Source organism: uncultured Maribacter sp. (genome assembly GCF_947496775.1).
Classification (GTDB): domain Bacteria; phylum Bacteroidota; class Bacteroidia; order Flavobacteriales; family Flavobacteriaceae; genus Maribacter_B.
In genome coordinates, this window is the sequence record NZ_CANMDU010000001.1 from 644,347 (window position 1) to 667,409 (window position 23,063).

The window sequence follows — 23,063 nt, forward strand, 5'->3', positions numbered from 1 at the left end:
ACACATTAGTATTAATCTTTATTCCCTATAGAAAAACTATTGATATATCCTATTGGATCTTTTGCATCGAACTTAGTGCCATCTATAAAATCTGTTGTAGCAGGTTTATACCCGTCTGTTACTGGTATATCCGCTGCTGGAATATGACCTTCTGCCACTAATAATTTTGCTGCTTTTTCCCAGATATCTGGTCTATAAATGTCTTTTATGGTTTTAGCATACCATTCTACAGGTTTTGCTTCTGGAATTTGCCCCCAACGTCTCATTTGTGTTAAAAACCAAGTACCATCTGAATAAAATGGATAAGTAGCATTATACTTATAGAATACATTAAAATCTGGCATAGAACGCTTATCTCCTTTTTCGAACTCAAAAGTTCCTGTCATAGAGTTAGCCAAAACTGCTTCATCTGCCCCTACGTATTGCGACATAGATAATATTTTTACAGCTTCTGCTCTATTGCTTGGCTCATCTAACCATTTACCAGCTCTGATAAGTGCTTTAGTTACAGCTATGGCAGTGTTAGGATTTTCTTCTACAAACTGTTTGGTCATTACAAATACTTTTTCTGGATTGTTTTTCCAGATATCATAGTTGGTTACTACTGGTACTCCAATCCCTTTAAATACTGCTTGTTGGTTCCATGGCTCTCCTACGCAATACCCATAAATAGTTCCTGCTTCTAAGGTTGCCGGCATTTGTGGTGGTGGAGTAACAGACAATAATACTTCTGCATCTATCTGCCCTTGTACATTATCTTTTGTATACATTCCTGGATGAATACCGGCTGCTGCCAACCAATAGCGTATTTCATAATTGTGTGTTGATACAGGAAATACCATACCCATTTTAAAAGCTTTTCCTGAGTTTTTGTATTCTGATATCACAGGTTTTAAAGCATCCGCTTTAATTGGGTGAACTGGTTTTCCATCTGCCCCTTTAGGCACATTGACTTTCATTTTGGACCAAACATCATTGGATACTGTTATACCATTTCCATTCAAATCCATAGAAAAAGGAGTTACTAATTCCGCCTGTCTACCAAAACCTGCACCTGCTGCAATTGGTTGCCCTGCTAGCATATGCGAACCATCTAATTGACCATCTATTACACGATCTAAAATATTTTTCCAGTTCGATTGTGCTTCTACAGAAACAAAAAGTCCTTCCTCTTCAAAAAAGCCTTTTTCTTTAGCAATCGCCAAAGGAGCCATATCGGTTAATTTTATAAATCCGAAAGTTAATTGTGGCTTTTCTATTTCTAGAGTTGCAACTTTTGCTTCTTCTGTTGCTTCAGTAGTAGCTTTTTTAGTTTTACCTCCGCAAGAAGCTATTAGCAGAGCAAATAACATAATGGAAGCTTTTTTCAAAATTGTTCTCATATTTAATAATTTAAAATTTCTACGTATTAGTACTTATTTTTAAACAAATGTATAAGTACTACTCTTTACTTTCTATGAAATACAATAGGATTAAACCTCTTTTTAATACATACTAAAAACTGCAAAAACACATAAAAAACCTATAAATAACTAGTTATCAAATTACTAGATGCATAAAAAAACCAAGTATTACTACTTGGTTTTTGTTGAAAAATGAAACATACTAACTATCTAAAAAAATAAATACGATCTAAATTTTTAATCTTGTAGCTTTAATTTTATCCATTCTGGTTCCGACAGTCCTATATGTTTTTTGCTATCTCCATAAGGGTCCCTACCCCCGTTTAGATAATCTCGAATGACTGCCATTGGTATAGTGTCATTGAGTTTAACAGGAACTTCATAGGCATGATTCCCATGAAAATCATGACATTGTATACAGGTGGACCATTGCTCATTTGCTATTAGTCTAATATGAGGTACGTCTATCGGGTCATCTTCTACTTCTAAATCTCTATGACAATTCATGCAATAATTTAATGAAGCAACAGTAACACGTTCTCCATTATGTTCCGAATGGCATGTAATACAAGTTGTTGCATCAATCTTTTTTATTGCTTTTTTAAATCTTGGTTCTGAAAATCGATGCGGCGGATGCCTATCGTTTGGCCTATCGTGACATTCTAAGCAATTTTTAACTGTAACATCTTGGGTTCCAAAATCAACACTTTTTTCTCTAAGTCCAATCGCGAATTCTACATTAGATTGTAATTGTTGTGCTAAATTTCCTTTTGCATCTGCATGGCATGTAACACAAGATAAATCATCATGCCCCGCATTCATTGGACCTAAAGAAATATATTCTTCTGAAGATTTTAAATTAAAAAAAACTATCGCTAAAACACCAATAGCCAATCCTATGATACCTCCATAAAGTTGCCTTTTACGTAACGGGCTAGTTTTAAACATACCTTCTATAAATTAATTACCACATTCTCACTTGCAGGATAACTAATACAAGTTAATATTTGCCCCTGATCTACTTCTTTTTGAGGCATAAAATGCCCTTCCGTCATTACAATATTGCCCTGAGAACATGATGCCTTACAAGTGGAACACATACCTGATCTACATGAGTAGGGTAACGCAATATTGTTTGCCATAGCAATTTGCAAAATCGACTTGTTTTTTGGAACTTTAATTTTATAAGATTCCTTATTAAAGTTAATCTCTACATTACATTCTTCATTCTCTCCTACTACTGTTAATTTTGGGCTTTTAAAGACTTCTACTTTAATTTTAGAAAGCGCAACAGCATTGTCTAACAAAATACTTTTTACACATTCCATATAACCGAAAGGCCCACAAATCATATAATTACAAGCTCCTAATATTAAATTATGCTTATTCATAATAGCCAGTAACACTTTTTCTGTAAGAAGTCCTGAATGGTAATTTGGTTTTTCCTGATTATTCTCCGAAAGAACATGCTCTACATTAAAGGAATTTTGATACTCTTTTTCTAACCTTTCTATTTCTTCTCTAAAAATTATTCCTTCGAAATTTTGATTGGCATACACCAAAACGATTTTAGAATTTGACTCTTTTACTAAAACTGATTTTATAATCGAAAAAATTGGAGTTATACCACTTCCTCCAGCAAAAAAAACGTACTGTTTTTCTTTATTTTTACTAGGTTCAACAAAAAAACTACCAGTAGGCTGATCTACAATTAATTTATCTCCAACTTTTAAATAATCATGTATATAATTTGAAATAAGACCTTGGTCTACCCTTTTAATTGTTATTCTTAAATCTTTATCTGTAAAAGGGTTACTACTAAAAGAATATGCTCTTTTATGAATAACGTTCTCTACAGGAACATGAATTGTCATAAACTGACCCGGCTTATAGGATAACTTTTTAAAAAAACTTCCATTTTTAAAACAAACCGTTACTGCATCTGCAGTTTCCTTTATAATATCTTTTACTAATAGCTTCATTCTTAAGATTATTTATAATAAAACACCATAGTAATATGAAAACACATTAAAATGGAAATAATAATTGAAAATGCCACGTGAAAAATCATCCATCCCTTAAATAACAAATCACCTTTACTTTTTATAACATCTAGATTTATATAACCCAATAAAGCATTTGCAAAAAATAAATAAGAAAGAAGTGCCAAATAACCGAATCCAAGTTTTGTGCTATGAATATAAAAAAGCACAGGACTTAAAGCTCCCATCCATTTATGAAGTACTACCATTTTCATAGCACTTTGGCGGAATTTCTTTACCACTCTACTTAGGGTTAGCAACCACTGAAATACAATCAGTAACGCCACTCCTAAACCAGACCATCTTTTGTAATTTTCCTGTAACTGAAGTTCCTGCAATGCCAACCACTCTATTTTCAAAAAATATTGAACAAAGTATGCCGCTAACAATACCACCCCTAAAGTAGTAGTGTAATTTTTGATTTTCACTAATACAATTGCTTTTTAGATTATAAATTAAGAGATGAAAATAATTAGTCTTTCGCTGCGATTAATTTTTTCATGGTTTCATAAGAAGACAATTTCCTTACACTATCTAGAAAAACTTCAGGTGTAGGCAAGTATTTACCTTCTGCTGGCCATTTGTCGCCTATACTTGGTTTTTCACTTTCTTTAAAAGCTTTAATTTCCTCTAAGTACTGCACATAGATATCTACTGTTCCTTTTGCATATGAATTTAACACATCTACAGTTTCTTTATAAGACAAAGAATCTTTAGGATATTGCCATGTTGTAGCCCCCATTACATCTCCCAGTACCCAGTCGTCTTTTGTAGTTTGGGGATGCTTATTATGGCAAGTAACACAGGCTGCTGCACTTGCTAAATCTGCAAACATTGCTGTATGCAACTCTTGATCTTCATCATAAAAAAATTGCGGTTCCTGGTCCTTTTTTATTTTCTTAAAAAGGTCTGCTTGTTTTCCTTCGAATTTATTAGCCGCATTTACAGGAAAATCTGAACCTAAATATAATCCTAGCGGTACTGGTCCTTTTTTTATACTTGTGGCTACACCTCTTAAAAATAATGCAGGAAGTGGGCCTGCCTCTACGTCATCTTTTCTCCAGTCTTCATCAAATTTCATACCCTGCGCTTTTCCTTTTCCAACAATAGCTTTTGTATACAATGTTCTAGTAACATCATTTTCTTTAGACACCATTTCTAACACTTCAGAAACAGAAAACACATTATTAGAGCTCATTTCTTTTGTAGATTCTTCTGGAACACCTCCACAACTCTGCAAAAGCATAAAACTGAATAACAAGACGGCAATTATTAACAGGGGATTTTCTTCAATTCTCTTCATAGTTACATTTTTTAATATTAACACCAATTAATAAGAAGCTTTAATCATTACATCGGACATGGTTCCATATACAGCTGTCCAAGCGTCCTTGACATCTGGAGTAAAATCATCCCCCAATCCAACGGAAAGAGTATCTAACAATGCCGCACCAACCGTATTATAATGCGACGGCTCTACTTTATATTCTACATGTTTTTTTCCAAGATTTTCTAATACAGGAACTAACATTTCGAGATTACTTAAACCGGCCACTGCACTACCCAACATAGTCATTAACTTATTACCTTGAGAAGCCATTGCCTCTGTATTCGATGGAAATAAAGGTTTTAAAGCAGGATCTAATTCAAACAATTTTTTATAAAATATTTCGGCTGCTGTAGAAGCTATTGGTTTTACTTTTTCAAAAGATTCTTGAACAAGTGTAATTGTTTTTTGTTCCATAATAAGAGTTTTAGTTTTGATGGTTAATACGTATATTGAAAGCTACTTTTACGTAGTTTTACTGAAGACAAATTTATATCCTAGGAATGATATTAATTATGATTAAAGACAGTGCAAAGCCAGTTTTTTGCACACTAAATGAGATGATAAAATATAGGAGAAAAACTGTTTTATAGCATAAAAAAAGCTGCACGTATGCAGCTTTTCGTAATGTTTGAAAATAAAATAAACAACTAACTAACAACAAACACTACTAAGTGTCTAAATAAAAATTATGCTCGGATATTTCCTTTTTAAGCAAATTAATATCCGGAATACCAATGCGCTTTCCTTTTGCAATAATTAAATTTTCTTTTTTCAAAGCAGATAAAACACGTATAACTTGTTCTTCAGTAGTTCCCGCATAATCGGCATATTCCTTTCTACTTAAAAAAATATTTATTACCCCATTAACTTGTCCAAATTTTCTAATCACGTACAAAAGAGTATCAATTACTCTTTCTCTTACTGTCATTTGCGATATAGATTTTACTTTAGCCTCGCTTTTATTTAATTCATTGGCATAAAAAAGCATTAAATCATAAGTAAATTTAGCATCCTTCTTTAACACCTTTTGCAATAAGTTTTTTGAAAAGTAGCACAAAATAGTATCCTCTAGGGCTATTGCCGAAATGGAATAGTACTCGGCAGTACCAAAACCCCTATGTCCAATAATTTCGCCTTCTTTTGCAAACCTTACGATTTGCTCTCTACCATTAATCCCCGTTCTAAAGACCTTTACTTTTCCCTTTAAAATAAAGAAAAGACCATTTACAGGAGCGCCCTCCATAATAAACTGCTGCCCTTTTTTACAATTTAAATCTGTTTTTTCATGAGTAAACTCAGAAACTACATCGGAAGCAATATTTTTTTTCATCAAACACCCTAAATTTTCACAAGTATGACAAGAAATACCAGACATAGATTTCTTTTGTACTCTGTGTTCTCTTTGGGTATTATACTGCATTTTCTAAGGTATTTTTTCTTCCAACAATTATTTATCTACATTTAAAGCCAATTCTGAAGCTTCCTCCGTCGCTGGAGCAAATTTAATAGTCAATACTAAAGCTGCTGCAAGAACCACAAATCCACCAATAATAAAATAACCACTTGAAACTGCAGTTGCAGATGCCGCCATTTGTGCTGATTTTACTGCTTGCTCCCCTAGCTGACTATTGGAAGCTATAGCTGCACTCTCTGCTACTGCCGATTTAGATTTTAAAACCATCGCTGCAATAAAAGCTCCTACATTACCTCCAGCCCCAACTATACCAGATATAGATCCAATGGCCTTCTTATTAATGAAAGGCACTACGGAAAATGTTGCCCCTTCTGCCATTTGTACACTTAAACTAAAAGCAATTAAAAACACCATTCCTACTGCCAGACTAGTTGCTGTAGAAAAAGTAGATAGCACAATTCCTTCTACAGCAAGAATTGCAGCTAAGAATAATACTCTACCTTTTAACCCTTTACTTTTTCCAAACATATCTCCGAAATAACCCCCTAAGGTTCTTGCGAAAATATTCATCAAAGCAAAAGATAAAACTAAGTTCCCTGCAAAAGTTCTACTAAGTCCAAATCTATTTTGCAAATAATCATCCATGGTACCATAAACAGTAAGTTCCATTCCAAAACAAGCTGCATATACCAAAAACAATATCCAAACTCTATAATCTTTTAGCACCTCTAAAAAACCAATTTCATCTTTTTTATTAGTTGGTAATTCTCCGCTTTCTTTAAGCTCTTTAAAATTTCCATTCGGAGTATCTTGCGTAAAAAAGTAGTACACAATCCCCATTAAAAAACAAATTGAACCAGCTATTATCATGGAATATCTCCAAGCATTCTCAGCTTCTGCAATTCCCATACTAACAACTGCAGCAGCAATAATAGGCATACCCAATCTATTAGCTCCCCCGCCAAGATTACCCCAACCTGCTGATGTTGCATTAGCGGTACCAACGACATTAGAAGCATACATTATAGAGGTATGGACCTGAGTGATTACAAAAGACGCCCCTATAAAACCAATAAAAAGTCTACAGATTAAAAATTGCTCTGGAGTTTGTACAAACCCTATAAGTATAACGGGTATAGATCCAACTATTAGCATCCAAGTATAACATAAACGTGGCCCATATTTATCACAAAGTTTACCTATTGCCAATCTTGCAAATACAGTTCCAGAAACAGCCAGAATAATAGAATTCCATTTTTGCTCTGGTGTTAATCCCAAATCTCTAACAACATCGGGCATAAAGGGTACTATCCCAAACCAAGAGAAAAAGCATAAGAAAAATGCTATAGAAGTTATCCAAAAGGTTCTTGTTGAAATACTTTTAAAGTTAAGTAACTCTAATTTTGTGGCTTTTTTAGATGTTGAATTTTCCATGATACGCAATTACATACTTAGATTATAAATTCAAAACTACGTATTAATACTTATTAAATAAGTGTAAAAAAGAAAAAAAGAAAACGATTTACGAAAAAACAAAAAAGGGAGTATAAAAATTATAATATTAAAAAAAGCATTAGGCAAAAATTGTAATATGCATGATAATTCCAAGAAAACGGATAACTGCAATATGTGAAAGTTATACTATATATACGTATGTAAAACACGTTGCAATTCTTCCTCAAAAAAAGAAGGATGTTCGGATACTACATCACCAACTACTATTATACCTGGTTGCGAGATATCTATACCTCTATACTTTTCTGAGACATCTTTTAAAGTCCCAAGAATAAAAGATTCGTTAGATAGAGTACCATTCTGAATCAGTGCTATTGGAGTAGACCTTCCTCTGTACTTGGCTATTACCTCTGCAATCTCCAAAAACTTACGAACTCCCATTAATATTACCATAGTAGCAGATGATTGTGCTGCTAAACGTAAATCTTCTGAAAAAGAACCATCCTTTTTAGTTGCAGTCATAACCCAGAAACTACTGCTCACACCTCGTTTTGTTACTGGAATTCCTTGACTCTGTGGAACAGCAACTGCACTAGTAATCCCTGGAACTACAGCCACAGGAATTCCAAAATTTTCAGCATACTCTATTTCCTCACTAGCTCGCCCAAAAACAAAAGGATCCCCCCCTTTTAATCGCACTACATGGCCATATTCATATGCCTTTTCAACTATTAAAGCATTAATATCTTTTTGAACTAAAGAATGAGAGCTACACCTTTTTCCTACGTAGATTTTGGGAATAGTATCATCTACCTCTCCCAATAATTCTTCGCTAATTAAAGCATCGTATAATATAACATCCGCAGATTGTAAAACATTAAAACCTCTACGTGTAATAAGGTCACTGCTACCGGGGCCTGCTCCTACTAAAGTTACTCTTGGGCTAAGGTCTACACTCATGATTTCTAATTTTTTAGGACAAACTATTATGAATTCGACAACAAAACTACGTGTTTATTTTGATAAAAACACATATAAAATACGTAATAGTACGTATTTTTGTATCGTAATAACAAAAACAGTACGTATGAAAACCGTAATAGTTGTTGGAAATGGAATGGTAGGTTATAAGTTTTGCGAAAAATTTGTAGCGAAAGAAGGAAGTAAAAATTTTAAACTGATTGTTTTTGGTGAAGAACCAAGACCTGCATATGACAGAGTGCATTTAAGCGAATTCTTTGAAAACCAAGATGCAAAAGCTTTAGAAATGGCTCCTGCTGAATGGTATGCTGAAAATAACATTGAGTTAATTATAGATGAACGCGTTTCTGATATACATAGATCTAGCAAAAAAATAACCACAGCAAAAAATCGTGAATTTTCATACGATTATTTAGTGCTTGCTACAGGTTCCTCAGCATTTGTGCCTCCTATTAAAGGGGTAGAAAAGAAAGGGGTGTTTGTATACAGAACAATAGAAGATTTAGAAGGCATGCTAGATTATGCCGCTAAATTAAAAGAAAAAAATCCTGGTGCTAGAGCTGCAGTTCTTGGAGGAGGTTTATTAGGCTTGGAGGCTGGAAAAGCAGTTATGGATATGGGGTTAGAACCGCATATTGTAGAATTTGCGCCTAAACTTATGCCTAGACAATTAGACTCTAGAAGCAGCCAAGTTCTGCAATTAAAATTAGAGTCTATAGGATTAAATATACATTTAAGTAAAGCTACTAATCAAATCCTAGGAGAAGATGCTATTACCGGAATGGAATTCGGAGAGGACGATATTCTTGATGTTGAAATGTTAGTTGTTTCAGCTGGTATTCGACCTAGAGATGAACTTGGAAAAACCTGTGATTTAGAAATGGGGGTTCGTGGCGGTATTGTAGTTAATAATCAAATGCAAACATCTGACGAAAGCATATACGCCATTGGAGAGGTTGCTCTTTACAATCAGATGATTTACGGATTAGTTGCTCCAGGTTACGACATGGCGGAAGTAGCCGCAAGTCAAATTTTAGGAGATACTAATTCTTTAATGGCTAGCACTATAGATATGTCTACCAAATTAAAACTAATTGGTGTAGATGTGGCTAGTTTTGGGGAGCCATTTATGCCAGCATCTAAAGGGCATTCTGTAATTTTCGAAAACAAAACGCAACACTTATATAAAAGAATAAATGTAAGCCTAGACGGCAAAAAACTATTAGGTGGAATTTTGGTTGGCGATGCTTCCGATTACAGTATGTTGCATCAAATGTTTCTAAATGAAATGGCAATCCCAGAAGACCCTGCACAATTAATATTACCAGCTGGTGATGGTGGTGCGTCTTTTGGCGATGTAATGGATTTACCAGACGAAGCCCAAGTATGTTCTTGTGAAAGTGTTACCAAAGGACAAATTTGTGGCGCCATAGAAAGTGGTGAGGCCACAGACTTAGCTGGTGTAGTAAGCTGTACAAAAGCTGGTACAGGTTGCGGAGGTTGTAAACCAATGGTTAAAGACCTTACCGAAGCCACCTTAAAATCTTTAGGTATCGAAGTTAAAGAAGGTGTTTGCGAACACTTTGATTTAAGTAGACAAGATTTATATCAAATCATTCAAGTAAAAGAATACACTAGTTTTAATGAAGTATTAGATAATCATGGAAACGGTGGACACGGTTGTGAATTATGTAAACCCCTTGTAGCATCCTTAATGGCTACTATTCATGCAGATACCGCCAATAAAGAATACGCTATTCAAGATTCAAACGATAGATATTTAGCCAATATTCAAAGAAATGGCACCTATTCTGTAGTGCCCCGTATTCCAGGTGGAGAAATTACACCAGATAAATTAATAGCTCTTGGCGAAATTGCGAAAAAATATGATTTATATACTAAGGTTACTGGTGGTGTTCGTATAGATTTATTTGGTGCTACCCTAAACCAATTACCTCTAATATGGAAAGAACTCATTTCTCACGGCTTTGAAAGTGGACATGCTTATGGCAAATCTTTACGTACCGTAAAAACCTGTGTCGGTTCTACTTGGTGTCGTTACGGAATGGACGAAAGTATAAGTTTTGGTATTGAACTCGAAAACAGATATAGAGGAATCCGCGCACCACATAAAATAAAAGGGGGAGTCTCTGGTTGTATCCGTGAATGTGCAGAAGCTCGTGGAAAAGATTTTGGTTTAATCGCTGTTGAAGGTGGATGGAACTTATACCTTGGTGGAAATGGTGGAGCAACGCCACGTCATGCAGAGTTATTCGCAGAACAGATAGATAATGAAACTGTAATTAAATATCTGGACCGTTATCTAATGTTTTACATGCGTACTGCGAAACCATTACAACGTACGGCGGCATGGCAAGAAAGATTAGAAGGTGGCCTTGATTATTTAAAGGAAGTAATTATTGATGATAAACTAGGTATAGTAGCCGATTTAGAACAAGAAATGGAAACATTAGTCAACAGATTTGAGTGCGAATGGACACAAGCTGTTAATGATCCAGAAAAAATGAAGCGTTTTAATCACTTCGTAAATAGTGAAGAAGAGGATGACAATTTAGTTTTTGTTCCAATGCGAGATCAAAAAATGCCAGAACCTTGGAACTAAAAAAAGTGTTAATTTTTTAAACTAAACAGTATGCAAGAAATTCTAAAAAAATATAAAACTACCAAACCTGAAGATGTGCAGGTTTGGTTTAAAGCAGCGCACACTTCTTCTTTCCCTAAGGATGGTGGGGCTTGTGTTAAATATAAAGACTTACAAATTGCTGTATTCAATTTTGATAGATTACAAAAATGGTACGCCTGTCAAAATTTATCCCCAGAAAAACAAGAAATGGTTCTTAGCAGAGGAATGATTGGGGATCATAACGGTATTCCAAAAGTAGCCTGCCCATTGCACAAAAAAACTTTCTCTCTTGAAAATGGAGAAAACTTAAATGGGGATTTAGAGCCAATTGCAACTTATCCTGTAAAAATAGAAGATGATTTTGTGTATATTGGTTTTTCTGAATAGCTTTGACGCTAATCCCAAAACTATATGGCAACTCTAAATAAATTACAAAAGGCTTTTTCTCTTTTTGATGCGGCCAACGAAAAAGATCCAAATAAAGAAACCTATCAAGGAAAAACTTACGCTAAAGAAGTTCTTTATGCGAAAAGAATGACCGATAAATTAAATGCATTTTCTCCTAATGCTTCGGAAGCTTTACAACTAACAGCTCGTTGCCAACACATATGCAGATGGGAGATAGCCCGAGATTCTTATGAAATGAATCGTACCGGGTATTTAAAATGGAGACAAGATTTAAAAAAACATCATGCTATAAAAGCAACGAATATTTTAAAAGAAATAGACTACGATACAGAGATTATAGAACAAGTTGCTTTTCTTTTAGAAAAAAAGCAACTTAAAAAAAACCAAGAAACGCAGACACTAGAAGATGTTATTTGCCTAGTGTTCCTAGAGTTCTATTTTGAGCCATTTGCTACAAAATATACCGAAGAAAAGCTAATAGACATTTTACAAAAAACATGGCGAAAAATGTCTAACAAAGGACATGAAGCAGCATTAAAACTACCTTTATCGGATTCTTCTTTGCAATTAGTTACAAAAGCTTTAAGCCAATAAGATATATACGTAAGGGTTAACCCTAAAAAATGAGCAAGGACAAATCTCAACGACCATTAGATATCGAAGCCTTTCAAAGGATTCGAAAATGGTACTTGTTTGCTCTAGCCGGAATTGCAATCACCATAATTCTTGCTCAAGTTTTAATTCAAAACCACCTGAACAATCAGTTAGATGATTTTAGAATCATCAATGTTGCAGGTAGGCAACGTGCTCTAAGTCAAAAATTAGTAAAGGAAATTCTTCTACTTAAGGATAGTAAGAATACCCATGAGGGGCAAACCCTCCATACAGAAATTAAAAAAGCATTATCCAAATGGACCACTTCTCATGATGCACTACAATTTGGCAATGATTCCATGGGGCTTTTTCCAAAAAACAATGTAGAAATAAAGGAACTCTTTCATAAAATTACACCCCACCATACTACTATGGTAACAGCAGTAAACAACATCCTTAAAAAAACAGGAGAGTTAAACTATTTTACAACAAGTGAATACAGAGAAAACAGCTCTATTTTATTGTACAACGAACGTATTTTCCTTGTGCAAATGGATGCCATCGTAAATGCATATGACCAACAAAGCAAAAGAGATCTTCAAAACCTTAAAAACAAAGAATATTTATTGTTGGCTTTTTCTTTATTGATACTGGTATTAGAAATCTTGTTTATTTTTAAACCCCTTTCTCTTCAAATAAGAAATACCATTTCTAAGTTAATTAAACACAAATCAGAATCGGATGAGACGGCCAAAAAGATTAAGGAACTATACTCCGAGAAAGAAAAATCATTACAGGAATTACAAGAACTTAATTTTGTAATTGACAATGCGGCATTATTTGCAAGTGCAAGAGAAGATGGAAGCATTGTATTTATTAGCAAAAAATTTATACAACTATTAAACAGCACCTCAAAGGATTTAAAAAAACCATTACAAGAAGTTTTAACAAAAGACGGAGGACAACAAAAATATTTAGCAGAAATATTAAAAGGAAACAGACGTAATAGTATTCGTAATGAAGAAATAGCAATAACTACGAGAGAAAATAAAACCATTTGGTTGGCAATGTCCATTGTTCCAATGCACCAATCTAGTCAACAACAGAGTATCTTAATCTTATGTTCCGATATTACTGAACGTAAAAAACATGCCTTACAAGTTGATAAGTTGACAAAAGAAAAGTTCGAAGAAAAAATTCTGCAAAAGAAAAGACAAGCTAGCCAAATAGTAGAAGGGCAAGAAGAAGAACGCAAGCGTATTGCTAAAGATATACATGACGGTATTGGACAAATGCTTACAGCATTAAAGTTTAACATAGAGTCTATAGACATTGAGAACAAGGATAAAACCATAGAAAAAATAGCTTATCTAAAAGAGCTCACTAGAGACCTAATAAAAGGGGTACGTACAGCTACATTTAACTTAACTCCTCCAGAGCTTAGCGACCACGGAATATTACCCGCTTTACAAAAAATGACTTCCGAGCTATCTAAATTAACGGGGAAAAATATTTTGTTCGATAGTAAAGTAGAAAATAATCTTAGATTTGATTCTCTTGCAGAAACCAATATTTATCGTGTAACACAAGAAGCTATTAATAATGCCATAAAATATGCAGAATCCAATTATATTCTACTGACCATTAACTATACAGATAATATTCTTAGTGTGGTTATTGATGATGATGGTAAAGGCTTTAACCCTGCCATATTAAAAGAGGCTCCAAAAAACTCTAGTGAAGGCGGAATGGGGTTATTTTTTATGAAAGAAAGAATAAGTTATATTAACGGACGTCTATTTATAAATTCTATTCCAGAAGAAGGCACAAGGGTAACTATAAATTATAATACTGATAAAGAATAATCTATGGAACGAAACGAATTATACCCCATTTTTTTAAAAGTTTCACAACTTAATATCTTGGTTGTTGGCGGTGGTAATGTAGGTTTAGAGAAACTAACCTTTTTATTAAAGTCTAGCCCCAATGCACAAGTAGAAATGGTATCCATAGATTTTTTAGAAGAGACCTTAAACCTTGCTAAAAAGCACAACGTTACAATAATTCATGATGCGTATTCTGAGCAGTATTTAGAAGGAAAACATATGGTTATTGCCACCACAGATAATGTTGAGGTAAATGAACAAGTATATCATGATTGCAGAAAAAGAAACACACTTGTAAATGTTGCAGACAACCCTCCTTTTTGTGATTTTTATATGGGTGGAATAGTTACAAAAGGAAATGTAAAAGTGGCTATTTCTACTAATGGAAAATCTCCTACTACGGCGAAAAGGCTAAGGCAATTCTTTGAAGATGTTATCCCAGAAAATATTGATGATTTAGTAAAAAACCTCAACGAATTTAGAAAAACCATCAAAGGTGATTTTGAAGAAAAAGTAGAAACGCTAAATGAATTTACAAAAGGATTAGTTAGTAAAAAAGCTAAGGATAATAACTAAAACAAGTGCAAAAGAAATATAGTCCAGAATAACAAAATTCTCAACAAAATATCTCTAGGTAAGGTAATCATAATTTTAAGGCTAATTTCTAAAGATTTTACAAATAAATATACCTATTTAACAACGGAAGAAAGGAAAACAATCATTCTTTATATATACTACATCGTTTTCAAATAACTACAGGTGAATTCTAAAAACTGACATATGTCATAAAAGGAATGTAATTCCAGATTTACTTTTGCTGCATTATAAAAAACGAGTTTAATATTTTTAATATAGATATGTATGTGATGGCTCTATTTAGTTTCCCGTAAATAAAACAATAGCAACACTAAACACATTATTCTAAAATCTGACGATAAACTTGTAACTTCAACAAACTATTTAAAAGGTAAATACTAAAAAATGAGTAAAGCAATATATATTGCCACAACAGAACCAAATAGCGGAAAATCTTTAATTTCTATCGGCCTAATGCATATGTTATTGGGAAAAGCTGCCAAAGTAGGTTATTTTAGACCTATTATCAATGACCACGCTGCTGGAGAAAAAGACAATCATATAAACACCATTTTATCATACTTTAATTTACCAATAGAGTACAAGGACTCTTTTGCTTTTACAAGAAGTGAGGTTGTTGAAAAAAACAACCAGAATAAAGAAGATGAAGTTCTAGATACTATTATTAAAAAATACAAATCTCTAGAAGAAAAATTCGATTTTGTTCTAGTAGAAGGAACAGATTTTACCGGCGAAGGAGCAATCATAGAATGGGATATTAACGTCTTAACCGCAAAAAACTTAGGAATACCTACTATACTAGTTTCCAGTGGTGTTGGTAAAACTTTAAAAGAATTATTAGGAAACCTTAATTTAGCGTACGACTCTTTTAAAGAAAATGGAGTTAATGTACTAATGGCAGTTGCTAACAAAGTACAACCAGAAAATATTGACGTGGTTGCCACTTCTTTACAAGAGGAATTACCAGATTCTATTTTAACTGGTGTAATTCCCCTTAATCCAGTTCTTGGAAATCCAAGTATAAAAGAGATTGTAGAACAATTAGAAGGTAAGGTTCTTTTCGGAGAAAAATATATAAATAACCAAGTTGGAAATTTTGGTGTAGGCGCCATGCAACTAAGAAATTATCTTACGCATTTAAAAGAAGACGGATTAGTTATAACTCCCGGAGATAGAGCAGATATAATATTAGGCGCATTGCAAGCTAATTTATCTGTTAACTACCCTACAGTTTCGGGTATTGTTCTTACTGGTGGCTTAATGCCCGAAGATTCTATAATTAAACTTATTGAAGGCCTGTCTGATGTTGTTCCTATTATTTCTGTAAACCAAGGTACTTTTGCAATAACGAATAAGATAGGTTCCATAAAACCAAAAATATATGCAGAAAATGAACAGAAAATAACCACTTCCATTCAAAATTTTTCTAAATACATTCCTGTTAATCAATTAGAGGAAAGACTTATAACTGCAGAAGCAACTGGAATAACCCCCAGAATGTTTCAATATAACCTACTTAAAAAAGCGCAACAAGGCAAAAAGCATATTGTTTTACCAGAAGGCACAGATGAACGCGTATTAAGAGCAACAAAAGAATTAATTGATGCTAATGTTGTTAACATCACACTTTTGGGCAATAAAGAACAAATAACAGAAAAAGTTACCAATTTAGATTTAGATCTGGATCTTTCTAAAATAAATATAGAAGACCCAACCTTATCTATTCATTTCGAAGATTATGTGGAAACACTCTATGAGTTAAGAAAACACAAGAACTTAAACCACACCATGGCTAGAGATTTAATGGAAGATGTTTCCTATTTTGGCACAATGATGGTTTACAAAGGGCATGCAGATGGTATGGTTTCTGGGGCGGTACATACAACACAACATACTATAAGACCAGCTTTACAATTTGTAAAAACTAGACCAGATGCACCAATTGTATCCTCTGTATTTTTTATGTGTCTTCCAGACCGTGTTACTATTTTTGGAGATTGTGCTATAAATCCTAACCCAACCGCTGAAGAATTAGCGGAAATTGCCATTTCATCCGCTACCACCAGTGCTGCTTTTGGCATAGAACCAAGAATTGCCATGTTATCTTACTCCTCTGGTTCTTCTGGAATGGGAGAAGATGTAGACCGAGTAAGGAAAGCAACAGAGATAGTAAAAGCAAAACGACCAGATTTAAAAGTGGAAGGCCCTATACAATACGATGCCGCTGTAGATATGAAAGTTGGAAAAAGTAAGCTTCCAGATTCTGAAGTTGCCGGCCAAGCAACCGTATTTATTTTCCCTGATTTAAATACTGGTAACAATACATACAAAGCCGTGCAAAGAGAAACTGGAGCTTTGGCCATTGGTCCAATGCTGCAAGGATTAAACAAACCAGTAAATGACCTAAGTCGAGGGTGTACTGTCGATGATATTTTTAATACTGTAATAATTACTGCTATTCAATCTAATGGCATTTAAAAAACTCTTTTCCATATGAATGTTTTTATACTTAACGCTGGTAGTTCTTCTATTAAATACCAACTAATACGCATGCCGTCTGAAGATGTAATATGCCAAGGTATTGTAGAACGTATCGGAGAAAATGATGCTATACTAAAATACAAAACAGATAAGGTTTCTTTAGAAGATATTATCGAAATTAAGAACCATAAGGATGGGCTTAAAATGGTAGCTAACTTATTAATGGATAAGCAGAACGGAGTTATTAAAAATACTTCTGACATTACTGTTGTTGGTCATAGAGTTGTACATGGCGGAAACACTTTTTCTGATACTACATTAATAACAGATGAAGTAAAAGCAAAAATTGAAGAGCTTTCTAAACTAGCTCCATTACATAATCCTGCAAATTTACAAGGCATTGTTTTAGCAGAACAAATTTTCACAGAAGCTAAACAGGTAGCGATTTTCGATACAGCGTTTCATCAAACTCTGCCCATTATAGCTCGTAAATACGCTATTCCTAATAAACTCTTCGATGAGCACGGAATTCAAACCTACGGTTTTCATGGAACAAGTCATAAATATGTTTCGGAAGAAGCTAATGCATTTTTAAGGAAAGAAAATTCCAAAATAATTACCATACACTTAGGAAATGGATGTAGCATTACAGCTGTAGATAATGGAAAAAGCGTAGATACCAGTTTAGGGTTTACACCAGGCAATGGTCTTATCATGGGAACCAGAAGTGGCGATATAGACCACAGCCTTATCTTTTATTTAGTAGATACTTTGGGCTACACAATGGAACATGTAAATAAAATGCTATTAAAAGAAAGTGGCATGATAGGACTTACAGGTTATAGTGACTTAAGAGATATTGAAAGAGAGGCTAATAATGGCAACGCAGATTGCCAGTTAGCATTGGAAATGAATACCTATAGAATAAAAAAATACATAGGAGCATACGTCGCAGTTATGAACGGATTAGATGCTATAGTATTTACAGCTGGTATAGGAGAAAACTCAAATACCATTCGAAAAATGGTTTGTTCTAATATGGATTTCTTAGGCATACAGTTAGATATAGAAAAGAACAATATTCGTCCAAAAAAGCTAGAAGAAATTAATACGAATACTTCTAAGGTGAAAATTTTTATTATTCCGACTAACGAAGAATTAGAGATTGCCAAACAAGCACATGTATTAATAAAAAAAACGAATTAATGATTTATATAAAACATTAATTATGACTTTTTAAAAAAGTGAGGTTATTTTTTGCACAATTTTTGCGCATTTTTAACTTTTAGATGATGGTTTTACCTTCTTTTTTTGCCAAAAAGGTCGTTTTTTCTTAATTAGTAAGAAGTTACCTACGCAAAATAAAATCTTCTCCATAAGTAATTTTTATATTGCACTTTATTAAATACTAAACCTAATGTCACGTTCGTTGAACTGTAATAATTACGCTTTAATAAAGTTACATATTACATTTCTTGGTGTGGTTACTTAAACTTTCTGGCTTTAAACTAGAGCATCTATTTTGAAACTTATACTAAAGATTTTAATGGTCGATGACCATCCCCTAACCCTTCGCGGTTACGAGCTATCATTAAATGAATATAGTGATAGGTATATTTTTGAATTCCATAAGGCAAATGATAGTGCTCAAGCGCTTAAACTAATAGAACAAAATGAACCCAATTTTTTTCATATCATATTTCTAGATATAAGATTACCTGTTAGCAATAAAAACTCTTTAATAAATGGAGAAGAGCTTGGTGTTAAAATTAAAAAAACAATTACTTCGAAAATTATTGTTTTAAGTTCTATAAGCGATACCCAACGAATATATAGTATCCTTAGTAATCTAGAACCAAATGCTTTTATTATAAAGACAGAAGCAACGCCAGAGCTTTTGTTAGAAGCCATAGACCATGTGTTATTCGATAAAGAATATTATAGTCCAAAAATTAAAAAGCTCATTAGTATTCAAAACTCAGAACACCCTGCTCTAGATATATATGACATTAAAATTTTATATTTTTTATCCGTTGGAGAGAAAATGAAGAACTTACCAGATTACGTACACCTATCTATTGCCAGCATAGAGAGAAGAAAAAAGAAAATAAAGGCCTATTTTGGTAATAATTACGCCACGGATAGAGAGCTTATAGAAACTGCAATAAAAAAAGGATATATTTAGTTAAAACAACCTTACATTACTAATTATCTAGAACAACTTTCTCCTCTTTTTTTACACCCAACTTCATTAAGATTATCTCTAATAAACACCATTTAGTAAAAGCAGATTATATTAAATTACCTCTGTAGTAACTAGAGTTGTTTTTTGAAAAACCCCAAATAAAGAAATTCCGAAAAGTGATAAAAATACGATATCGTAACCATTATTACCTATGAAAATAATCTTATAACCGGAGAATTACAGCATTACAATTTACCGCCATAAGACAAATCTCCTGAATCCCCTAAACCTGGTATTATATAACCCTTATTATTAAGCTCAGCATCTATATCTGCAATCCAAAGATGCGTGTTTTCCGGAAATACATTCTTAATAAACTCAACACCTTCTTGGGAACCTATAACCGCGACAATATGAATTTGTTTTGGCACACCATGAGATTCTAGTGCATTTAAAACATTTTCTAGAGTTCTTCCTGTTGCTAGCATAGGATCTGCTAAGATTAAGGTTTTCTTTTCTATAGAAGGTGCCGCTAAATACTTTACTATAACGTCAAAATTATCTTGCCCATTTGGGTGATGCCTATATGCCGAAATAAAGGCATTTTCTGCATCATCAAAATAATTTAATATGCCTTGATGCAATGGTAAGCCTGCACGCATAATGGAACAAAGAACCAATTTATCCATTATCTGAGTTGTCTTTTTGATTCCTAAAGGAGTTTCTACTTCAGCGGTATTAAAGTGCAATGTTTTACTAAGTTCGTAACTCAATATTTCTCCTATGCGCTCGATATTTCTTCGGAAACGCATACTATCTTTTTGAATTTTAATATCTCTAATTTCAGCAATAAACCTTTTTAAAACCGAATTTTCAGATGCTAAATGGTGAATATTCATAGAGTATAAAATTTCTTCTACTAATTTACAGTATTAAAACGGCACCAAATAAAAATCTACACTAAAAAAAGGCACTTTTGTCCCCAAAAGTGCCTAACATCTACCAATCAATCAAAACTAATCAAATCACTAATTAGCTTACTTTTCTTAACCTTAAAAGCCATTGTATTTTACTATTGTTATTTAAAAATTTAAATTACCATAATACCAATTGAACAACAATGATAAATATCATTTGGCAATTTGTTCTAGTCTCACAAGGACCACCTTAACACATTGTTTTACAGTTAATTTTGTAACGCAGTTCTTATGTCTAATAGAAATAGAAGTTTATTAACGTTATATAACTTATTTTTGAAAACAAACTATGGACTCACTTACCCAAATTGTATTAGGCGCAGCAGTTGGCGAAGCTGTTTTAGGAACAAAAATTGGAAATAAAGCTATGCTCTATGGAGCCATTGCTGGTACTATTCCAGATTTAGACGTATTTGCTTCTCATTTTACAGATACGGTATCGGCCTTAGAAATTCATCGCGGATTTACACATTCCATAGTATTTTCTGTACTTTTTGCTCCCATTTTTGGCTGGTTGGTTTCTAGATATGAAAAATATAAAAACGTAAAAGGTTGGTCATGGCTATTCTTTTGGGCCTTTATTACCCATCCAATTTTAGATGCGCATACTACTTGGGGAACACAATTATTTTGGCCTTTAGATTTACGTTTAGCCTTTAAGAACATATTTGTAATTGACCCTCTATATACGCTGCCGTTTTTAATATTTTTAATACTAACCATGTGGCAAAAGCGTTCCACAAAAAAGCGCCGTTTTTATAATAAAATGGGGCTTTTGGTAAGTTCCGGCTATTTGTTACTTACTCTTGTATTAAAATGGATAGCATATAATCAATTTAAATCTGCCTTAGAGATTCAAAATATAGATTATCTACAATTAGACGCAAGACCTTCTGCACTCAACACTATTCTTTGGAGCGCTAATATTGAAACCGAAAACACTTATTTATTAGGCAATTATTCCTTTTTTGATACCAAGCCAATAACTTTTGAAACCTATCCTAAAAACCATCATCTTGTAACAGGTTTTATTGATGACACTAATATGCAACGCATGATAGCTATTTCTGAAGGATGGTATTCTATTAGTAAAAAAGAAGAAAATCTATATTTTAATGATTTAAGATTTGGGCTTTTAAGTTTAGAACCTAACTCTCAGGATTTTGTATTTAAATATCGAATACATTTGGCTAGTAACGGTACAATACAATTTACCGAAGTTCCTAAAGCCCCTAAAGATGGGAGAAAATTACTTCTAGATTTATGGTCGCGGCTAAAAGGAAACTAATTCAATTTATTTTTAATCACTTTTGCCAAAACTAAACCTAAAGCCCCTCCAATTGCTGAGACCACTATATTTATACAAAGAAGTAAGCCTTCAAAATCTCCGTTGTTCATTATATACCAAGGACTAAACCCTAATCTACCAAAAGATTTAATTAAAAACACACTACCAAAAACACCTACAATAGTATTACCGATCATTCCAAAGGAATATTTTTTATACATAAACCCAATACTATTTGCAGCAACTATCCCAATTAGAATACTGATTAGTGATATTAAGGTCCCTGTCATACTAGTGCCGTAAACTAATGCCCGTAATCCATATTATCTATCTTCCCTCCCATTAGTCTTTTTTGAATAATCATGTAAACAAAAAGAAGAACAAAGCCTATTATTCCCCAATTTAAAGCAACAGACAAACCGTACTCTGATGTTGCTGTATTATATATAGTTAAAGGTTCATTAATTGTATTAATAGAGGGCAACAACACTGGAAATAAAGAGGCTAAAGAAGATGTAATTCCCCCCACTATTAGCAAGGTAGACAATATAAATCCATGTACGTCTTTTTTCATTTTTTTAATAAAAAACAATCCTATTAATCCTGTCACATAAACAATAGGGAATAGTATTAGATAAGGTTTTTCAGAAAAATTATCAAAACAATTTGGGTTTACTGTTTGCCATATCAGTAATGAAAATATGGTTAATGCGGCTAATACGATGTTTAAATTAAAAATGACTCTTTTAAGCTTTGCGTTTATCGACGAATTTGTTTTTAAAATTATCCAATTAGCGCCGTGAATAGCCAAGGTTACTACAGATATTAAACCTATAATAATCGTAAACCAATCTATTACTCCAGGAGTTTTGCTTAAAGGACTAAAGCTACTATCCCATAGAGGTAAGAAAAAATAATGTGCTTCATATTCAGAAATTCCATTTTCAACACCGCCTAAATTTACTCCTCTAACAACATTACCCAAAGCAATACCAAAAAATAAGGCTAATAATAAACTAGAAACTCCAAAAGAGGCATCCCAAATATCTTTCCACATTTGAAACTTAAATTGGCTTCTAAACTCTAATCCAATAGCTCTAAAAATAATTAACCACAATACGATTATTAACGGCAAGTAAAAGCCACTAAAAACAGATGCATAAAAGGTTGGAAAAGCCATAAAAAGCATTCCCCCTGCTGCCACAAGCCATACCTCATTAGAATCCCAAAATAACCCTGCAGATTTAGCAATTACTTCTTTGTCTTTTTCTTCTTTCGCCAAAAACAAATGAATTATTCCTGTGCCAAAATCATAACCATCCAAAATAAAAAAAACCGCTAGAACGATAGCAATTGATAGATACCAAAATATTTCCAT

General features: G+C 33.4%; 21 protein-coding genes. 9 read left to right on the plus strand and 12 right to left on the minus strand.

Annotated features, from left to right (window positions below):
* Nucleotides 1-11 precede the first annotated feature (11 nt).
* From Q0856_RS02980 to cobA, 9 genes are all read right to left on the minus strand, one after another.
* Complete coding sequence (locus Q0856_RS02980) at nucleotides 12-1,382, minus strand: CmpA/NrtA family ABC transporter substrate-binding protein (protein WP_298474039.1); 1,371 nt, start codon at nucleotides 1,380-1,382, stop codon at nucleotides 12-14.
* 258 nt (nucleotides 1,383-1,640) lie between these two features.
* Nucleotides 1,641-2,351: a cytochrome c3 family protein gene (locus Q0856_RS02985; protein WP_298474041.1), complete on the minus strand. Its 711-nt coding sequence runs from the start codon at nucleotides 2,349-2,351 to the stop codon at nucleotides 1,641-1,643.
* A gap of 5 nt (nucleotides 2,352-2,356) precedes the next feature.
* Nucleotides 2,357-3,385, minus strand: coding sequence for a ferredoxin--NADP reductase (locus Q0856_RS02990; RefSeq protein WP_298502417.1), 1,029 nt, complete (start codon nucleotides 3,383-3,385; stop codon nucleotides 2,357-2,359).
* 8 nt (nucleotides 3,386-3,393) lie between these two features.
* Complete coding sequence (locus Q0856_RS02995; RefSeq protein WP_298502419.1) at nucleotides 3,394-3,873, minus strand: hypothetical protein; 480 nt, start codon at nucleotides 3,871-3,873, stop codon at nucleotides 3,394-3,396.
* A gap of 44 nt (nucleotides 3,874-3,917) precedes the next feature.
* Nucleotides 3,918-4,748 (minus strand): DUF3365 domain-containing protein, encoded by an 831-nt coding sequence (locus tag Q0856_RS03000; protein WP_298474048.1) that lies wholly within the window; start codon nucleotides 4,746-4,748, stop codon nucleotides 3,918-3,920.
* A 27-nt stretch (nucleotides 4,749-4,775) separates the two neighbouring features.
* Complete coding sequence (locus Q0856_RS03005; RefSeq protein ID WP_298474051.1) at nucleotides 4,776-5,189, minus strand: globin family protein; 414 nt, start codon at nucleotides 5,187-5,189, stop codon at nucleotides 4,776-4,778.
* A 253-nt stretch (nucleotides 5,190-5,442) separates the two neighbouring features.
* Nucleotides 5,443-6,195, minus strand: a complete 753-nt coding sequence (locus Q0856_RS03010) for a Crp/Fnr family transcriptional regulator (RefSeq protein ID WP_298502422.1) — start codon at nucleotides 6,193-6,195, stop codon at nucleotides 5,443-5,445.
* Between the two features lie 27 nt (nucleotides 6,196-6,222).
* Nucleotides 6,223-7,623 (minus strand): MFS transporter, encoded by a 1,401-nt coding sequence (locus Q0856_RS03015; protein WP_298474057.1) that lies wholly within the window; start codon nucleotides 7,621-7,623, stop codon nucleotides 6,223-6,225.
* 207 nt (nucleotides 7,624-7,830) lie between these two features.
* On the minus strand, nucleotides 7,831-8,604 hold the full coding sequence (cobA, locus tag Q0856_RS03020; RefSeq protein WP_298502426.1) for a uroporphyrinogen-III C-methyltransferase: 774 nt from the start codon (nucleotides 8,602-8,604) through the stop codon (nucleotides 7,831-7,833).
* 127 nt (nucleotides 8,605-8,731) lie between these two features.
* Between cobA and nirB the strand changes: the two genes are divergently transcribed.
* From nirB to Q0856_RS03060, 8 genes are all read left to right on the plus strand, one after another.
* Nucleotides 8,732-11,248 carry a nitrite reductase large subunit NirB gene (nirB, locus tag Q0856_RS03025; RefSeq protein ID WP_298502428.1) on the plus strand — a complete coding sequence of 839 codons (2,517 nt, stop codon included), beginning with the start codon at nucleotides 8,732-8,734 and terminating at the stop codon, nucleotides 11,246-11,248.
* 30 nt (nucleotides 11,249-11,278) lie between these two features.
* On the plus strand, nucleotides 11,279-11,656 hold the full coding sequence (nirD, locus tag Q0856_RS03030) for a nitrite reductase small subunit NirD (RefSeq protein WP_298474067.1): 378 nt from the start codon (nucleotides 11,279-11,281) through the stop codon (nucleotides 11,654-11,656).
* Nucleotides 11,657-11,680: 24 nt separating this feature from the next.
* Entirely contained in the window at nucleotides 11,681-12,271 is a 591-nt protein-coding gene (locus Q0856_RS03035; protein WP_298502431.1) for a DUF4202 domain-containing protein, read from the plus strand.
* Between the two features lie 29 nt (nucleotides 12,272-12,300).
* Nucleotides 12,301-14,136: a type IV pili methyl-accepting chemotaxis transducer N-terminal domain-containing protein gene (locus Q0856_RS03040; protein WP_298502434.1), complete on the plus strand. Its 1,836-nt coding sequence runs from the start codon at nucleotides 12,301-12,303 to the stop codon at nucleotides 14,134-14,136.
* 3 nt (nucleotides 14,137-14,139) lie between these two features.
* The gene (locus Q0856_RS03045; protein WP_298502436.1) at nucleotides 14,140-14,733 is read left to right on the plus strand and encodes a bifunctional precorrin-2 dehydrogenase/sirohydrochlorin ferrochelatase; all 594 of its coding nucleotides are present in this window, start codon (nucleotides 14,140-14,142) and stop codon (nucleotides 14,731-14,733) included.
* A 405-nt stretch (nucleotides 14,734-15,138) separates the two neighbouring features.
* On the plus strand, nucleotides 15,139-17,232 hold the full coding sequence (pta, locus tag Q0856_RS03050; protein ID WP_298502438.1) for a phosphate acetyltransferase: 2,094 nt from the start codon (nucleotides 15,139-15,141) through the stop codon (nucleotides 17,230-17,232).
* A 15-nt stretch (nucleotides 17,233-17,247) separates the two neighbouring features.
* Complete coding sequence (locus Q0856_RS03055; protein ID WP_298502441.1) at nucleotides 17,248-18,441, plus strand: acetate kinase; 1,194 nt, start codon at nucleotides 17,248-17,250, stop codon at nucleotides 18,439-18,441.
* Nucleotides 18,442-18,757: 316 nt separating this feature from the next.
* On the plus strand, nucleotides 18,758-19,420 hold the full coding sequence (locus Q0856_RS03060) for a response regulator (RefSeq protein WP_298474082.1): 663 nt from the start codon (nucleotides 18,758-18,760) through the stop codon (nucleotides 19,418-19,420).
* Nucleotides 19,421-19,665: 245 nt separating this feature from the next.
* Here the strand turns inward: Q0856_RS03060 and upp are convergent, their stop codons facing one another.
* The gene (upp, locus tag Q0856_RS03065; RefSeq protein ID WP_298502444.1) at nucleotides 19,666-20,319 is read right to left on the minus strand and encodes a uracil phosphoribosyltransferase; all 654 of its coding nucleotides are present in this window, start codon (nucleotides 20,317-20,319) and stop codon (nucleotides 19,666-19,668) included.
* 367 nt (nucleotides 20,320-20,686) lie between these two features.
* Here upp and Q0856_RS03070 point away from each other — a divergent pair, with 367 nt between their 5' ends.
* Nucleotides 20,687-21,685, plus strand: a complete 999-nt coding sequence (locus tag Q0856_RS03070) for a metal-dependent hydrolase (RefSeq protein ID WP_298502447.1) — start codon at nucleotides 20,687-20,689, stop codon at nucleotides 21,683-21,685.
* Here Q0856_RS03070 and Q0856_RS03075 read toward each other — a convergent pair.
* Nucleotides 21,682-21,975: a hypothetical protein gene (locus Q0856_RS03075; RefSeq protein ID WP_298502450.1), complete on the minus strand. Its 294-nt coding sequence runs from the start codon at nucleotides 21,973-21,975 to the stop codon at nucleotides 21,682-21,684. The two genes, Q0856_RS03070 and Q0856_RS03075, sit on opposite strands and share 4 nt — an antisense overlap.
* 14 nt (nucleotides 21,976-21,989) lie before the next feature.
* Complete coding sequence (cydB, locus tag Q0856_RS03080; protein WP_298502453.1) at nucleotides 21,990-23,063, minus strand: cytochrome d ubiquinol oxidase subunit II; 1,074 nt, start codon at nucleotides 23,061-23,063, stop codon at nucleotides 21,990-21,992.

Excerpts from the sequence above, each read along its gene's own strand:
- Q0856_RS02980 (WP_298474039.1), bottom strand. The coding sequence starts at position 1,382 with ATGAGAACAATTTTGAAAAAAGCTTCCATTATGTTATTTGCTCTGCTA.
- Q0856_RS02985 (WP_298474041.1), bottom strand. The coding sequence starts at position 2,351 with ATGTTTAAAACTAGCCCGTTACGTAAAAGGCAACTTTATGGAGGTATC.
- Q0856_RS02990 (WP_298502417.1), bottom strand. The coding sequence starts at position 3,385 with ATGAAGCTATTAGTAAAAGATATTATAAAGGAAACTGCAGATGCAGTA.
- Q0856_RS03000 (WP_298474048.1), bottom strand. The coding sequence starts at position 4,748 with ATGAAGAGAATTGAAGAAAATCCCCTGTTAATAATTGCCGTCTTGTTA.
- Q0856_RS03005 (WP_298474051.1), bottom strand. The coding sequence starts at position 5,189 with ATGGAACAAAAAACAATTACACTTGTTCAAGAATCTTTTGAAAAAGTA.
- Q0856_RS03010 (WP_298502422.1), bottom strand. The coding sequence starts at position 6,195 with ATGCAGTATAATACCCAAAGAGAACACAGAGTACAAAAGAAATCTATG.
- Q0856_RS03015 (WP_298474057.1), bottom strand. The coding sequence starts at position 7,623 with ATGGAAAATTCAACATCTAAAAAAGCCACAAAATTAGAGTTACTTAAC.
- cobA (WP_298502426.1), bottom strand. The coding sequence starts at position 8,604 with ATGAGTGTAGACCTTAGCCCAAGAGTAACTTTAGTAGGAGCAGGCCCC.
- nirB (WP_298502428.1), top strand. The coding sequence starts at position 8,732 with ATGAAAACCGTAATAGTTGTTGGAAATGGAATGGTAGGTTATAAGTTT.
- nirD (WP_298474067.1), top strand. The coding sequence starts at position 11,279 with ATGCAAGAAATTCTAAAAAAATATAAAACTACCAAACCTGAAGATGTG.
- Q0856_RS03035 (WP_298502431.1), top strand. The coding sequence starts at position 11,681 with ATGGCAACTCTAAATAAATTACAAAAGGCTTTTTCTCTTTTTGATGCG.
- Q0856_RS03040 (WP_298502434.1), top strand. The coding sequence starts at position 12,301 with ATGAGCAAGGACAAATCTCAACGACCATTAGATATCGAAGCCTTTCAA.
- Q0856_RS03045 (WP_298502436.1), top strand. The coding sequence starts at position 14,140 with ATGGAACGAAACGAATTATACCCCATTTTTTTAAAAGTTTCACAACTT.
- pta (WP_298502438.1), top strand. The coding sequence starts at position 15,139 with ATGAGTAAAGCAATATATATTGCCACAACAGAACCAAATAGCGGAAAA.
- Q0856_RS03055 (WP_298502441.1), top strand. The coding sequence starts at position 17,248 with ATGAATGTTTTTATACTTAACGCTGGTAGTTCTTCTATTAAATACCAA.
- upp (WP_298502444.1), bottom strand. The coding sequence starts at position 20,319 with ATGAATATTCACCATTTAGCATCTGAAAATTCGGTTTTAAAAAGGTTT.
- Q0856_RS03070 (WP_298502447.1), top strand. The coding sequence starts at position 20,687 with ATGGACTCACTTACCCAAATTGTATTAGGCGCAGCAGTTGGCGAAGCT.
- Q0856_RS03075 (WP_298502450.1), bottom strand. The coding sequence starts at position 21,975 with ATGACAGGGACCTTAATATCACTAATCAGTATTCTAATTGGGATAGTT.
- cydB (WP_298502453.1), bottom strand. The coding sequence starts at position 23,063 with ATGGAAATATTTTGGTATCTATCAATTGCTATCGTTCTAGCGGTTTTT.